We start from the raw sequence: 13,592 nt of genomic DNA, 5'->3' as shown, positions 1-13,592 counted from the left end.
CAGGGGAGGGCGGCGATGCTGCGTGCTACGGTGCGGCGCTGTCCTTCCACGGATCCGAACATGTCCTCACTCGCACACGCCTGCCTGATCGCCGGCCTGCTCGCCGCCGGCACCGCCGCGGCCAAGGAAACCGCGATGCCCCAAGACCCCTACGCCTGGCTCGAAGACGTCACCGGCACCAAGGCGCTGGACTGGGTCAAGGCGCAGAACGCCAAGACCGAGGCGCGGCTGGCCGAGACCCCCGCCTTCAAGGCCCGCGAGGCCGGCATCCGCGAGGTGCTGGATTCCGACGCCAAGATCCCGGCCGTGCAGAAGATCGGCCCGTACTACTACAACCTGTGGAAGGACCGCGCCCACGAGCGCGGCCTGTGGCGCCGCACCACGCTCGATGAGTACCGCAAGCCCGAGCCGAAGTGGGAGACGGTGCTGGACCTGGACGCGCTGAACAAGGCCGAGGGCGAGAACTGGGTGTGGCATGGCGCCAACTGCCTGCGCCCGGAGTACCGCCGCTGCCTGATCGCGCTGTCGCGCGGCGGCGCCGACGCCGACGTCACCCGCGAGTTCGACCTGAGCACCAAGCAGTGGATCAAGGATGGCTTCTTCCGGCCCGAGGCCAAGGGCGGGCTGAGCTGGATCGATGCCGACACCGTCTACCTGTACACCGACTTCGGCCCCGGCTCGCTGACCAGCTCCGGCTACCCGCGCATCGTCAAGCAGTGGAAGCGCGGCACCCCGATGACCAGCGCCACGCTGGTCTACGAGGGCAAGCCGGACGACATGTACATCGCCGCGATGCACGACGACACGCCCGGCTACGAGCGCGATTTCGTCAGCCGCACGCTGGCGTTCTACAACGACGAGATGTACCTGCGCGGCGCCGACGGCCGCCTGACCAAGATCGACGTGCCCAACTCGGCCAACAAGGGCGTGCACCGCCAGTGGCTGACCCTGGAACTGCGCGATCCGTGGACGGTGGGCGGCACGACCTACCCGGCCGGTGCGCTGCTGGCGACCAAGTTCGACGACTTCATGGCCGGCAAGCGCGACTTCCAGGTGCTGTTCACGCCCACCGAGACCGCCTCGCTGGCGTCCTTCGCCTGGACCAAGTCGCGGTTGGTGCTGAACGTGCTCGACGACGTCAAGAGCCGCCTGTGGGTGCTGACCCCGGGCGAGGGCGAATGGGCGCGTGCGGCGTTCCCGGTCGGCGACCTGGCCTTCGGCAGCACCAGCGTCGATGCGGTCGATGCCGACGAGAACGACCAGGTGTGGCTGACTTCCACCGACTTCCTGACCCCGACCACGCTGATGCTGGCCGACGTGCAGCGCGGGCCGAAGAGCATCGAGACGCTGAAGGCGATGCCGAGCTTCTTCGACGCGTCCAAGGACGAGATCGAGCAGCACTTCGCGGTGTCCAAGGACGGCACCAAGGTGCCGTACTTCCTGGTCCGGCCCAAGCAGCTCAAGGCCGACGGCAGCGCGCCGACCCTGCTGTACGCCTACGGCGGCTTCGAGATCTCGATGACCCCGTTCTACTCCGGCAGCCTGGGCCGCGCCTGGCTCGACCAGGGTGGCGTGTACGCGCTGGCCAACATCCGCGGCGGCGGCGAGTACGGTCCGCGCTGGCACCAGGCGGCGCTGAAGCAGAACCGGCACAAGGCCTACGAGGACATGGCGGCGGTGGCGCAGGACCTGGTCGCGCGCAAGATCACCTCGGCCAAGCACCTGGGCGTGCAGGGCGGCAGCAACGGCGGGCTGATGGCCGGCAACATGCTGATGCAGTATCCGCAGCTGTTCGGCGCGGTGGTGGTGCAGGTGCCGCTGCTGGACATGAAGCGCTACAGTCACCTGCTGGCCGGCGCCTCGTGGATGGCCGAGTACGGCAACCCGGACACCGACGACTGGAAGTTCATCCAGACCTTCTCGCCGTACCACCTGTTCGATCCGAAGAAGACCTATCCGCCGGTGATCTTCCTGACCTCCACCCGCGACGACCGCGTGCATCCGGGCCATGCGCGGAAGATGGCGGCGAAGATGATCGACGCCGGCAAGGACGTGACCTACTACGAGAACATCGAAGGCGGTCATGGCGGCGCGGCCAACAACGCGCAGGCGGCGCACATGCAGGCGCTGGCGTACAGCTTCCTGTGGGAGCGGCTGTCCAAGTGAGTGGTGTGGTCCGCGTCCCGGCTGGGGCGCGGACCATCTCCCGGCCTGGCGCGCCATCCAATGAGCGGTCGAGCCTGCGCGCAATGCGTCGCGTTGCGTCACGATCGCGCCGGCATTGTCCGCGTTCTCAAGGTGATCTCAGGTCGTCGCCGCAGCGGGTGCTCAGGCCCCGTCGGCCAACGACTTGACCAGGGTCAGCGAACGGACTTCATAACCCAGTTCTTCGTAAACGTGCAGTGCGTGGGTGTTGAAGGCCCAGACATTCAGGCGCATTTCGACACCGCCGCGCAGCGCCACCCACTCGTGCGCACGCTGCATCAGCGCCGGGCCGATCCCCTGGCCGCGATGGCGTTGGGTGATGCCCACGCTGCCCACCCGGCCGAAGCGCATGGGCTGCAGCAGTGAGTGCGATTCCGACACCATGCCGACCGTGACGAAACCAACGAGGACGCCCTGCGCTTCGGCGACGATGGTGGTGGCATTGTCCTGGCCGATGCTGCGCTTCCAGTGCGCCACGTCGCGGTCCGCCTCGCCCGGGCCGGCGAAGATGTGGGGAAACGCGTCATGGTGGACAGCGTTCACTTCCTCGCCGAGCGCGCAGATGGCAGCCAGATCGGATTCGATGGCTTCGCGATAGATGAGCAAGGCTGGCTTCACTCGCGTCTCCCCCGCCGCTGGTCGCCTCAGCGCGCCCAGCGCCCCAGCCCACGCGCGATCCGCGCCACCGCCTCCTGCAGCCGCGGCAGGCTCTGGGTGTAGGCGATGCGCACGTGCTGGCGGGCGCGATGGCGGCCGAAATCCACGCCCGGAGTGAACGCGACGTGCTCGGTCTCCAGGAAGTGCGCGCAGAACGCCTGCGCATCGTCGGTGAAATCGGATACGTCGGTGTACAGGTAGAACGCGCCCTCCGGCTCGACGTCGATGCGGAAGCCGAGCGCGCGCAGCGCCGGCAGCAGGTAGTCGCGGCGCTGCGCGAATTCGGCGCGGCGCGCTTCCAGGATCTGCAGCGTTTCCGGCAGGAAGCAGGCCAGCGCCGCGTGCTGGGCGATGCTGGGCGCGCTGATGTACAGGTTCTGCGCCAGCTTCTCCAGCGACGGCACTGCCGCGCGTGGCGCCACCAGCCAGCCGAGGCGCCAGCCGGTCATGCCGAAGTACTTGGAGAAGCTGTTGAGCACGTAGGCGTCGTCGTCGACTTCCAGCACGCTGGGTGCGTCGATGCCGTAGCTCAGGCCGTGGTAGATCTCGTCCACCACCAGGTGCCCGCCGCGGGCGCGCAGCGTCTGCGACAGTGCGGCCAGTTCGGTGCGCGACAGCACGGTGCCGGTGGGGTTGGCCGGCGACGCCACCAGCGCGCCGACGCTGTCGGCGTTCCAGTGCCGCTGCAGCAGCTCCGGGGTCAACTGGTAGCGGCTGTCAGGGCCGACCGGCACCAGCTGCGCGGCACCTTCGACCAGGCGCAGAAAGTGGCGGTTGCACGGGTAGCCGGGGTCGGCCATCAGCCAGTGGCGGCCCGGATCGACCAGCAGCGCGCTGGCCAGCAGCAGCGCGCCGGAGCCGCCGGGGGTGATCAGGATGCGCGCCGGGTCCAGGTCGACGTCGTGGCGCTGCCGGTAGAAGTCCGCCAGCGCCTGGCGCAGGGCCGGCAGGCCGCGCGCAGCGGTGTAGCGGGTATGGCCGGCAGCCAGCGCGGCCTGGCCGGCGGCGACGATCGGCGCAGCGGTGGTGAAGTCCGGCTCGCCGATTTCCAGGTGGATCACGTCGTGGCCGGCCTGTTCCAGTTCGTTGGCGCGGGCCAGCAAGGCCATGACGTGGAAGGGTTCGATCTCGCGGCTGCGCCGGCTGTAGCCGGGGGCGGCGGGCGAGGCGCTGAGGGTGTCGCCAGGATGGGAAGCCATGCGGCCGATGATAGAGGAGCGTGTTCCCGAGCGTGTTAGCCGCGTCCAGTCGGCGAGGTCCGGCAGATTGCGCGGTGGCTGTGGCGGCGTGACCCGAGATGGGCGCTGGGCCTGGGCGAATCGGGCGTGGGTCGGGGCCGTGCACCCCCGTGCATCTGGCGTTGCTTTCCTGGTGATCGGTCGTGTGCGGTGCGATGCGGCGCCATTCGGCTTCGCTGGCCACGGCTCGCCGATTGCCCTGCGTCGCAGGCTGCACTGCCTCGGCACGCTTGCCACGGCGCAGCGTTGCAGGGAGACTCGGCCGGCACTGCGCGGCGCCCGCCCGCTGCCGCCGCCCGGCCAAGGCGGCGCGTCCCGTTGCGTTACCGCCGCCGGAGCCCCATTAGATGCCTCACCGCCCCTTGCTAGCGAGCCTTGTCCTGCTCATGACCGCCTCCTTCGCTTCCTCCGCCTCCGCCGCCGCGGCCACCCCGCCGCATCCGGCCAAGCAGCCGCACGCGGTCAAGGCGCCGTTCGGCGCCGTTCGCCAGGACGCCTACTACTGGCTGCGCGACGACGCGCGCAAGAACCCGCAGATGCTGGCCTATCTCAATGCCGAGAACGCCTACGCGGACCAGGTGCTGAAGCCGCTGCAGCCGCTGGAAGACCGGCTGTACGAGGAGATCGTCGGACGCATCAAGCAGGACGACAGCAGCGTGCCGTACCGCGAGCGCGGCTACTGGTATTACACCCGCTACGAGAGCGGCAAGGACTACCCGATCCAGGCGCGCCGCAAGGGCAGCATGGAGGCACCGGAGGAGATCCTGCTCGATGTCAACGCCATGGCCGCCGGCAAGGGCTATTTCAGCGTCGGCGACGCGGCGGTCAGTCAGGACAACCGCATTCTCGCCTGGACCGAGGACGACGTCGGCCGCCGCCAGTACGTGGTGCGCTTCAAGAACCTGGACACCGGCGAGGTCTATGCCGACCGTATCCCCGGCGTGTCGCCGGACGTGGTGTGGGCCGACGACAACAAGACCCTGTTCTACGTCGAGAACGACCCGGAGACGCTGCTGACGGTGCGGGTCAAGAAGCACGTGCTCGGCACGCCCGCCGCGCAGGACGCGCTGGTGTACGAGGAGAAGGACGACAGCTTCTACATGGGCGTGGGCCGCACCCGCGACGACAAGTACATCGTCATCGGCGTCGAAAGCACCGTGTCCTCCGAGCAGCGCTACGCGCCGGCCGCCGATCCGCAGCGCTTCACCGTGCTGGCGCCGCGCGAGCGCGACGTCGAGTACCACGCCGATCATTTCGACGGCCGCTGGGTGATCCGCACCAACTGGAAGGCCAAGAACTACGCGCTGATGACCGCGCCCGACGGCGCCACCTCGCGCGACCAGTGGCAGAGCTGGCTGCCCTACGACGAAAAGGTGTTCATCGACGGCTTCGAACTGTTCGACGGCTTCACCGCCATCGCCGAGCGCTCCGACGGCCTGGAGCGGATCCGCCTGCACTTCGCCGACGGCAAGGAGGAATACGTCAAGGCCGACGAGCCGGCGTACTCGATGGGCCTGTCGATCAATGCCGAACCGGACACGCCGTGGCTGCGCTACAGCTACACCTCGCTGACCACCCCGGCCACCACCTACGAACTCAACACCCGCACCGGCGAGCGCAGGCTGCTCAAGCAGCAGCCGGTGATCGGCTACGACGCCAGCAAGTACCAGACCGAACGCGTCTGGGTGACCGCGCGCGACGGGGTCAAGGTGCCGGTGTCGCTGGTCTACAAGAAGGGCTTCAAGAAGGACGGCAGCGCCGCGCTGTACCAGTACGCCTACGGCAGCTACGGCATGTCCACCGATCCGGCGTTCAACCTGCCGGTGGTGAGCCTGCTCGACCGTGGCGTGGTCTACGCCATCGCGCACATCCGCGGCGGCCAGGAAATGGGCCGCGACTGGTACGACCAGGGCAAGCTGCTGCACAAGAAGAACACCTTCAACGACTTCATCGACGTCACCCGCGGGCTGGTGCAGCAGGGCTATGCGGCACCGGATCGCGTCGCCGCGGCTGGCGGCAGCGCCGGCGGTCTGCTGATGGGCGCGGTGGCGAACATGGCGCCCAAGGACTACCGCGTGCTGGTGGCGCAGGTGCCGTTCGTGGACGTGGTCACCACCATGCTCGACCCGAGCATCCCGCTGACCACCAACGAGTACGACGAGTGGGGCAATCCCGAGCAGAAGGCGTACTACGACTACATGCTCAGCTACTCGCCCTACGACAACGTCAGCCGCCAGGCCTACCCGGCGATGTACGTCGGCACCGGCCTGTGGGACTCGCAGGTGCAGTACTGGGAACCGGCCAAGTGGGTGGCCAAGTTGCGCGAGAACGACACCGGCAGCCAGCCGATCGTGTTCCGCGTCAACATGGAAGCCGGCCACGGCGGCAAGTCCGGCCGCTTCCGTCGCTACCGCGAAATGGCCGAGTCCTATGCCTTCATGCTGGACCAGTTGGGCGTGGAGCAGCCGGCCAAGTGAGGGCCGCACGCATCGGCCGGCCTGCGGGCTGGCCGATGCGCAGGTGGGGCGGCTGGCGTGAGGCCGGCCCATCCCGATGTTTGGTTGGATGGCGGATGGCCCGTGGCTTCACGCGTCGCGGCTGAAGCCGCTCCCACAGTGAGCATGGCGGCTGAAGGGTCGATCGCTGATGCGCCATGCCATGCAGCAGCGTTGACGGCTTGGCAATGCCTTGTGGGAGGGCTTCAGTCCCGACTGCGCCAAGGTCGGACAAGCCGAAGGCTTCGCTCGTCGCGGCTGAAGCCGCTCCTGCGGTGGGCGGAACGCTTGATCACCGCGCGAGAGCCGGCAGTCGCGCTGGCGGCGCGATCACTCCTGTGGGAGGGACTTCAGTCCCGACTGCAATCAGATCAGACGCACCAGTGGCTTCGCGCGTCGCGGCTGAAGCCGCTCCCACGTGGGCGGAATCACCGCGCGAGAGCCGGCAGTCGCGCTGGCGGCGTGGTCGCTCCTGTGGGAGGGACTTCAGTCCCGACTGCAATCAGATCAGACGCACCAGTGGCTTCACGCGTCGCGGCTGAAGCCGCTCCCACAGTGAGCATGGCGGCCGAGTCGGACCTGAAGGGTCGATGGCCTTTGCGCCATGCCATGCAGCAGCGCTGACGGCTTGGCAATGCCTTGTGGGAGGGACTTGGGTCCCGACTGCAAAGAGTCGGACGCACCGGTGGCTTCTTCCATCGCGGCCGAAGCGGCTCCCATAGCCGCTGCCGCACGGCTACCTCGGTTGCGTCGACAGACGGTCGCCACCTGCCCGTGCCAGCGCAGGCTTATCATGCCGCCATGCGCACGCACTCCCGTTTCCGCTGGGCCTGGTGGCTGCTGGCCTATGCCAGCCTGGCGACCGGCATCGTCGGCATCTTCGTGCCGGGCTTGCCGACCACGGTGTTCGTGCTGATCGCCGCTTACGCCGCCGCGCGCGGTTCGCCGCGGCTGCGCCGGCGTCTGCTGCGCGATCCGCGTTTCGGCCGCAGCATCCGCGACTGGGAACGGCATGGCGCGGTCAGCCGCCGCGGCAAGTGGATGGCGACGCTGACCATGGCCGCGTGCGCGCTGGTGCTGCTGCTGTTCGTGCACCGGCTGTGGGTGCAGGTGCTGGCGATCGGCTGCATGAGCGCGGTGGCGCTATGGCTGTGGTGGCGGCCGGAACCGCCGCAGGCGTGAGCGCGCCGCGTCACGCGACCGCGGCACAGCCGGTTCATGCCGGTGTGGCTATACTCGGCGCATGAGCACATCGTCCTCTTCTCCGATCCGTCTCGTTCTCTCCGCCGCTGCGTTGCTGGCCCTGGCCGGTTGCGGCAACAAGGGTCCGCTGGTGATGCCGCAGAAGCCGGTGCCGGTGGAAGCCGCGCCCGCCACGCCCGCGCCGGATGCGACGCCGCCGGCGACCACCGATCCCGCCGGGCAGGCGCAGCCGGTGGACGGGCAGCGCCCGCCGGCCAACGACACCACCATGCCCACCAATGGGAATGAGTGAGGCCCGCCACGACGCGCGCCTGCGTTTCAGCAAGATGCAGGGCGCGGGCAACGATTTCGTGGTGCTCGACCTGCGCGACGGCACCCCGCCGCCGGACGCCGCACTGGCGGTGCGCCTGGCCGACCGCCACTTCGGCGTCGGGTGCGATCAGATCCTGACCATCGAACCGCCGCGCGACGCCGCGGCGGTCGCCAGCTACCGCATCTGGAACACCGACGGCAGCGCCGCCGGGCAATGCGGCAACGGCGCGCGCTGCGTCGCGGCCTGGCTGGTGCGCGACGGCATTGCGCCGGCCGCGGACGATTTCGTCATCGAAAGCCCCGCCGGCAGTCACCACATCACCCGCAGCGCCAGCGGCGAATTCGCCGTGGCGATGGGCGTGCCGCGCTTCGCGCCGGAGGACGTGCCGCTGGTCGGCTTCCCGCGTGCGCGCGACGAATACGTGCTGCCGCTGCAGGGCGGCAGCGTGCGCTTCGGCGCGGTGTCGATGGGCAACCCGCACGCGGTGCTGGAAGTGGGCCTGGTCGATGCGGCACCGGTGGAACGCCTGGGTCCGTTGCTGCAGCAGCACGCCTCGTTCCCGGATTCGGTCAACGTCGGCTTCGTGCAGGTGATCGACCGCGGCCACCTGCGCCTGCGCGTGTACGAGCGCGGCGTCGGCGAGACCCTGGCCTGCGGCAGCGGCGCCTGCGCGGCGGCCGCGGTGATGATGCAGCGCGGCCGGGTGGAGCGCGACGTGCGCGTCAGCCTGCCGGGCGGCGAACTGCGCGTGCAATGGCCGGAAGACACCGCATCGGTGGTGATGTCCGGGCCGGCGACGTTCGTCTTCGATGGAGAATGGATCCGATGAGCGACAGCCAGGACAAGATCGGTGCGCACGAGGTGGCGGCGTGGCTGCGGCGCCATCCCGGCTTCCTCAAACAGTTTCCCGATCTGGCGCTGACCCTGGTGGTACCGCGCGACGACGGTCCCACCGCGTCGCTGGCCAGCTACCAGCTGGAAGTGCTGCGCGACAAGAACCGCGAACTGTCGCGGCGGCTGGCCGACCTGGCCGCCAACGCGCAGGTCAACGAGCGGCTGGCGGTGCGCACCCATCAGTTGACCCTGGCGCTGATGCGCCAGCGCAGCGCCGCCGACAGCGTGCGCGCGATGGCCGCGTCGCTGCAGGAGGATTTCCAGGGCGACCTGGTCAGCATCGTGCTGCTGCAGCCCTTGCCCGGCCTGGAACAGGCGCCGTGGCTGCAGGTGCTGGCGGTCGACGATCCGCGGCTGGCGCCGTTCCGCGATTGCCTGAAGGACGGCGAGCCGATCTGCGGCCGCCTGCAACCGGAAAAGCAGGCGCTGCTGTACGGCGAGCGCGTGGACGAAGTGCAATCCACCGCGCTGCTGCCGCTGCCCGGCCTGGGCCTGATCGCGGTCGGCAGCCGCGACCCGAACCGGTTCTATCCCGGCATGGGCACCTTGTTCCTGCGCATGATGGGCGAGGCGCTGGCGGTGGCGTTGCAGCGATGAGTGGGGCCGGGACTCGGGATCCGGGACCCGGGACCCGGGACAGCGCCGGAACCGGCGCTGCCGATCATCAGGCCGGGCAGGGCACTGCTGGCATCGCGAGCGAGGCCGCGTCTCCCGGGTCCCGGGTCCCGGGTCCCGCGTCCCGGTTCCTCGCCTACCTGCAGGTCGAGCGGCGCATGTCCGCGCATACCCTGGACGCGTACCGCCGCGACCTGGCGGCGCTGGAGGCGTGGGCGGCCGCCAACCTGCTTGGCGAACCGGCCGCGCTGGATGCCGCGCAACTGCGCAATTTCATCGCCGCCGAGCACCGTCGCGGGCTGTCGCCCAAGAGCCTGCAGCGGCGCCTGTCGGCGTGCCGCAGTTTCTATGCGTGGCTGCTCAAGCACGGCCACATCGCCACCAGCCCGGCCGCGGCACTGCGCGCGCCGAAGGCGCCGCGCAAGCTGCCGCAGGTGCTCGACGCCGACGAGGCGGTGCGCCTGGTCGAAGTGCCGACCGATGCGCCGCTGGGCCTGCGCGACCGCGCGCTGCTGGAGTTGTTCTATTCCTCCGGCCTGCGCCTGAGCGAACTGTGCGCGCTGCGCTGGCGCGATCTGGATTTCGTCGCCGGCATGGTCAGTGTGCTGGGCAAGGGCAACAAGCAGCGGCTGGTGCCGGTCGGCTCGCACGCGCGCGCCGCGTTGCTGGCGTGGCGCGAGGAAAGCCGGGGCGAGGCTGCCGCGCCGGTGTTCCCGGGCCGTGGCGGGGCGCCGATCGGCGCGCGCGCGGTGCAGATCCGCATCAAGCAACTGGCCGGGCGCCAGGGCCTGTTCAAGCACGTGCATCCGCACATGCTGCGGCACAGTTTCGCCAGCCACATCCTGGAATCCTCCGGCGACCTGCGCGGCGTGCAGGAACTGCTCGGCCATGCCGACATCGCCACCACGCAGATCTACACGCATCTGGACTTCCAGCACCTGGCCAAGGTCTACGACGCATCGCACCCGCGGGCCAAGCGCAAGTCCTGAGCGCTGCATTGCGACCGCACGGTTGCCATCGCACCCGCGCTTGTTCTGGATCAAGGCGAGTCGGCAAAGGCGGGAGGACACTGTCCTCCCACGTTGCGAGGGCTCACCGATGGCCAACCCCTTTCCGTTGGCGCCGCGCCGCGCCGAACGGCTGTGCTGGGGCTGCGATCGCGATTGCGCGGCACACGACCTGGCTTGCGGCAACGGCGCCGGGCGCACCCTGCATCCGATCGAAACCCAGGGCGAGGACTGGTACGTCGCGTGGGGTATCGCTGCCGATCCGGCACGGCCGGCGCATGCCCGGCTCGGCGACGCTTGAACCGCGCGCCGCCAGCCCCCACACCTGAGTCATCGCTCCGGAGGCCGCATGGATCCCAGTCAGAACCCCAATGTTTTCCACGCCACCACGATCCTGTCGGTGCGCCGCGATGGTCGCGTCGCCGTGGCCGGCGATGGCCAGGTGACCCTGGGCCACACCGTGATGAAGGGCAATGCGCGCAAGGTGCGCCGGCTCGGCCGCGAGGGCCAGGTGCTGGCCGGCTTCGCCGGCGCCGCCGCCGATGCGTTCACCCTGTTCGAACTGTTCGAGGCCAAGCTGGAGAAGCACGGCCAGCTGACCCGCGCCGCGGTGGAACTGGCCAAGGATTGGCGCACCGAGCGCCGCCTCGGCAAGCTCGAGGCGCTGCTGGCGGTCGCCGACGAGGAAACCTCGCTGATCATCAGCGGCACCGGCGATGTGATCGAACCGGAGGACGGCATCATCGCCATCGGCTCCGGTGGTTCCTACGCCTTGTCTGCGGCGCGCGCGCTGCTCGGCCACACCACGCTGGACGCGCGCACCATCGCCGTCGAAGCGCTGAACATCGCCGGCGACATCTGCATCTACACCAATCGCAACGTGGTGGTGGAAGAGCTGTGAATCGGGAATGGGGACTGGGGAATCGCAACAGCGGTTCCCGTCTCCGTCACCGATGACGCCTGCTTTCCCATTCCCGATTCTCCATTCCCGATTCCCTCTTCGATTTCCCGACCATGACCGATACCCATAGCACCATGACCCCGCGCGAGATCGTGCAGGAGTTGGACCGCCACATCGTCGGCCAGCACGAGGCCAAGCGCGCGGTGGCGATCGCGCTGCGCAACCGCTGGCGGCGCATGCAGTTGCCCGATGCGCTGCGCAACGAAGTGATGCCGAAGAACATCCTGATGATCGGCCCCACCGGCGTCGGCAAGACCGAGATCGCGCGGCGCCTGGCGACGCTGGCCAATGCGCCGTTCGTCAAGGTCGAGGCCACGCGCTTCACCGAGGTCGGCTACGTCGGCAAGGATGTGGAGCAGATCGTGCGCGACCTGGCCGACACCGCGGTCAAGCTGTACCGCGAGCAGGCCAAGACCCGCGTGCGCACGCAGGCCGAGGAGCGCGCCGAAGACCGCATCCTCGATGCGCTGCTGCCGCGGCGCAGCGCCGGCATCGGCTTCGATCCGGAAGCCGCACGCAACGAGCCCTCGGCGCAGGACAGCGACACCCGCAGCAAGTTCCGGCGCATGCTGCGTGCCGGCGAACTGGACGAGCGCGAGATCGAACTGGATGTCGCGGTCAACGTCAGCATGGACATCATGACCCCGCCGGGCATGGAGGAAATGGGCCAGCAGTTGCGGCAGATGTTCTCCAACCTCGGTGGCGGCAAGTCGCAGTCGCGCAAGCTGACCATCAAGGCCGCGCGGCCGCTGCTGATCGAGGAAGAGGCGGGCAAGCTGGTCAACGAGGACGATGTGCGCGCCGCGGCGATCGAGGCCTGCGAACAGCACGGCATCGTGTTCATCGACGAGATCGACAAGGTGGCCAAGCGCAGCGAGGCCGGCGCCACCGGCGGCGACGTCTCGCGCGAAGGCGTGCAGCGCGATCTGCTGCCGCTGGTGGAAGGTTCCAACGTCAGCACCAAGTACGGCACGGTCAAGACCGACCACATCCTGTTCATCGCCTCCGGCGCGTTCCACCTCGCCAAGCCCAGCGACCTGATCCCGGAGCTGCAGGGCCGCTTCCCGATCCGCGTGGAACTGTCGGCGCTGTCGAAGGACGACTTCATCCGCATCCTCACCGAGCCGAAGGCGGCGCTGACCAAGCAGTACGAAGCGCTGTTGCTGACCGAGGGCGTGAGCCTGCGCTTCACCGACGAGGCCATCGCGCGCCTGGCGGAGATCGCGTTCCTGGTCAACGAGCGCCAGGAGAACATCGGCGCGCGGCGCCTGCACACCGTGCTCGAGCGCCTGCTCGACACGCTGAGCTACGAAGCCCCGGACCGCGACGGGCAGAGCGTCACCGTGGACGCGGCCTATGTCGATGCGCACCTGGGCGAACTGGTGCAGGACCCGGATCTGAGCCGGTACATCCTGTAATTCCGGGTCGACGCACGCCCGCGATGCGTTCCCCTTTGTGGAAGTCAACTGTCATGCAACCACGACGAACTGCGTAGGCGGACGATCTGGCCTCGGAAGCCGTCGTGCCTGATCCCACAAAAGGGGACGAAGGTCCCTCCCACATCGCGCCCGGACAGCGATCACCACGAGTCCCTGTGGGAGTCGCGGTCGCTTGGCTTTGGCTCTTGCCCTTGCCCTTGCCCTTGCCCTTGCTTTTGACTTACTGGGTTCCCTTCCGAAGCGGCGGCCATCGCGGGGAAAAACCCGAAGGGCGGCGCACAGGGATGTGCGCCGTCCGCGGCAGGGGCAGGATGCCCCTTCCGCGGATCCCCGTGATGGACGCGGACCCGGAGCGCGTTAGCGCGGAGGGCGCGAGGCAGGGCGCGCTTTCTTTTGGTTACCTTTTCTTTGCGCGAGCAAAGAAAAGTAACTCGCCCGTATGGGCGAAAGCCTTTGCTTTCGCTTGAGATTTGCGTGTCGGACGAAAAGAAGAACCGTAGACATAACGCCATCAGGGCTCCATGTCCAAATACAAGGAGCGACTTCCGTCGTGACGGGACTTGCC

At 68.8% G+C, this 13,592-nt stretch carries 12 protein-coding genes; 10 read left to right on the top strand and 2 right to left on the bottom strand.

The window, feature by feature from the left end; genetic code table 11:
• Positions 1–60 precede the first annotated feature (60 nt).
• Positions 61–2,166, top strand: coding sequence for a prolyl oligopeptidase family serine peptidase (locus tag SLW52_RS10235; protein ID WP_017914638.1), 2,106 nt, complete (start codon positions 61–63; stop codon positions 2,164–2,166).
• 162 nt (positions 2,167–2,328) lie between these two features.
• On the opposite strand, the gene SLW52_RS10230 is transcribed toward SLW52_RS10235, so the two are convergent.
• Entirely contained in the window at positions 2,329–2,811 is a 483-nt protein-coding gene (locus SLW52_RS10230) for a GNAT family N-acetyltransferase (RefSeq protein ID WP_226978440.1), read from the bottom strand.
• A 38-nt stretch (positions 2,812–2,849) separates the two neighbouring features.
• Positions 2,850–4,061 carry a pyridoxal phosphate-dependent aminotransferase gene (locus tag SLW52_RS10225; RefSeq protein ID WP_267092842.1) on the bottom strand — a complete coding sequence of 404 codons (1,212 nt, stop codon included), beginning with the start codon at positions 4,059–4,061 and terminating at the stop codon, positions 2,850–2,852.
• 425 nt (positions 4,062–4,486) lie between these two features.
• Between SLW52_RS10225 and SLW52_RS10220 the strand changes: the two genes are divergently transcribed.
• From SLW52_RS10220 to hslU, 9 genes are all read left to right on the top strand, one after another.
• The gene (locus SLW52_RS10220) at positions 4,487–6,577 is read left to right on the top strand and encodes a S9 family peptidase (protein WP_320740219.1); all 2,091 of its coding nucleotides are present in this window, start codon (positions 4,487–4,489) and stop codon (positions 6,575–6,577) included.
• A gap of 819 nt (positions 6,578–7,396) precedes the next feature.
• Entirely contained in the window at positions 7,397–7,777 is a 381-nt protein-coding gene (locus SLW52_RS10215) for a YbaN family protein (protein WP_267092840.1), read from the top strand.
• 61 nt (positions 7,778–7,838) lie between these two features.
• A complete protein-coding gene (locus tag SLW52_RS10210) occupies positions 7,839–8,090 on the top strand; it encodes a lipoprotein (RefSeq protein ID WP_017914634.1) in 252 nt (83 codons plus the stop codon).
• Positions 8,083–8,940, top strand: coding sequence for a diaminopimelate epimerase (dapF, locus tag SLW52_RS10205; protein ID WP_295944906.1), 858 nt, complete (start codon positions 8,083–8,085; stop codon positions 8,938–8,940). Before SLW52_RS10210 ends, dapF begins: the two co-directional genes overlap by 8 nt.
• Entirely contained in the window at positions 8,937–9,602 is a 666-nt protein-coding gene (locus tag SLW52_RS10200; protein WP_267084157.1) for a DUF484 family protein, read from the top strand. Before dapF ends, SLW52_RS10200 begins: the two co-directional genes overlap by 4 nt.
• Before the next feature lie 92 nt (positions 9,603–9,694).
• Positions 9,695–10,609, top strand: coding sequence for a tyrosine recombinase XerC (xerC, locus tag SLW52_RS10195; RefSeq protein ID WP_267084227.1), 915 nt, complete (start codon positions 9,695–9,697; stop codon positions 10,607–10,609).
• 109 nt (positions 10,610–10,718) lie between these two features.
• Positions 10,719–10,928: a DUF3079 domain-containing protein gene (locus tag SLW52_RS10190; protein ID WP_267084156.1), complete on the top strand. Its 210-nt coding sequence runs from the start codon at positions 10,719–10,721 to the stop codon at positions 10,926–10,928.
• A gap of 48 nt (positions 10,929–10,976) precedes the next feature.
• Entirely contained in the window at positions 10,977–11,528 is a 552-nt protein-coding gene (hslV, locus tag SLW52_RS10185; protein WP_295970963.1) for an ATP-dependent protease subunit HslV, read from the top strand.
• Between the two features lie 113 nt (positions 11,529–11,641).
• On the top strand, positions 11,642–13,006 hold the full coding sequence (gene hslU, locus SLW52_RS10180; protein ID WP_152180727.1) for an ATP-dependent protease ATPase subunit HslU: 1,365 nt from the start codon (positions 11,642–11,644) through the stop codon (positions 13,004–13,006).
• Positions 13,007–13,592: the final 586 nt, after the last annotated feature.

It is taken from the genome of Xanthomonas sp. LF02-5 (assembly GCF_034105325.1).
Lineage (GTDB): Bacteria > Pseudomonadota > Gammaproteobacteria > Xanthomonadales > Xanthomonadaceae > Xanthomonas_A > Xanthomonas_A sontii.
The sequence above is the reverse complement of the archived record's forward strand: the minus strand, read 5'-3'. Positions and strand labels throughout refer to the sequence as shown.

Excerpts from the sequence above, each read along its gene's own strand:
- SLW52_RS10235 (WP_017914638.1), top strand. The coding sequence starts at position 61 with ATGTCCTCACTCGCACACGCCTGCCTGATCGCCGGCCTGCTCGCCGCC.
- SLW52_RS10215 (WP_267092840.1), top strand. The coding sequence starts at position 7,397 with ATGCGCACGCACTCCCGTTTCCGCTGGGCCTGGTGGCTGCTGGCCTAT.
- SLW52_RS10200 (WP_267084157.1), top strand. The coding sequence starts at position 8,937 with ATGAGCGACAGCCAGGACAAGATCGGTGCGCACGAGGTGGCGGCGTGG.
- SLW52_RS10210 (WP_017914634.1), top strand. The coding sequence starts at position 7,839 with ATGAGCACATCGTCCTCTTCTCCGATCCGTCTCGTTCTCTCCGCCGCT.
- dapF (WP_295944906.1), top strand. The coding sequence starts at position 8,083 with ATGAGTGAGGCCCGCCACGACGCGCGCCTGCGTTTCAGCAAGATGCAG.
- hslU (WP_152180727.1), top strand. The coding sequence starts at position 11,642 with ATGACCGATACCCATAGCACCATGACCCCGCGCGAGATCGTGCAGGAG.
- hslV (WP_295970963.1), top strand. The coding sequence starts at position 10,977 with ATGGATCCCAGTCAGAACCCCAATGTTTTCCACGCCACCACGATCCTG.
- SLW52_RS10220 (WP_320740219.1), top strand. The coding sequence starts at position 4,487 with ATGACCGCCTCCTTCGCTTCCTCCGCCTCCGCCGCCGCGGCCACCCCG.
- SLW52_RS10190 (WP_267084156.1), top strand. The coding sequence starts at position 10,719 with ATGGCCAACCCCTTTCCGTTGGCGCCGCGCCGCGCCGAACGGCTGTGC.
- SLW52_RS10225 (WP_267092842.1), bottom strand. The coding sequence starts at position 4,061 with ATGGCTTCCCATCCTGGCGACACCCTCAGCGCCTCGCCCGCCGCCCCC.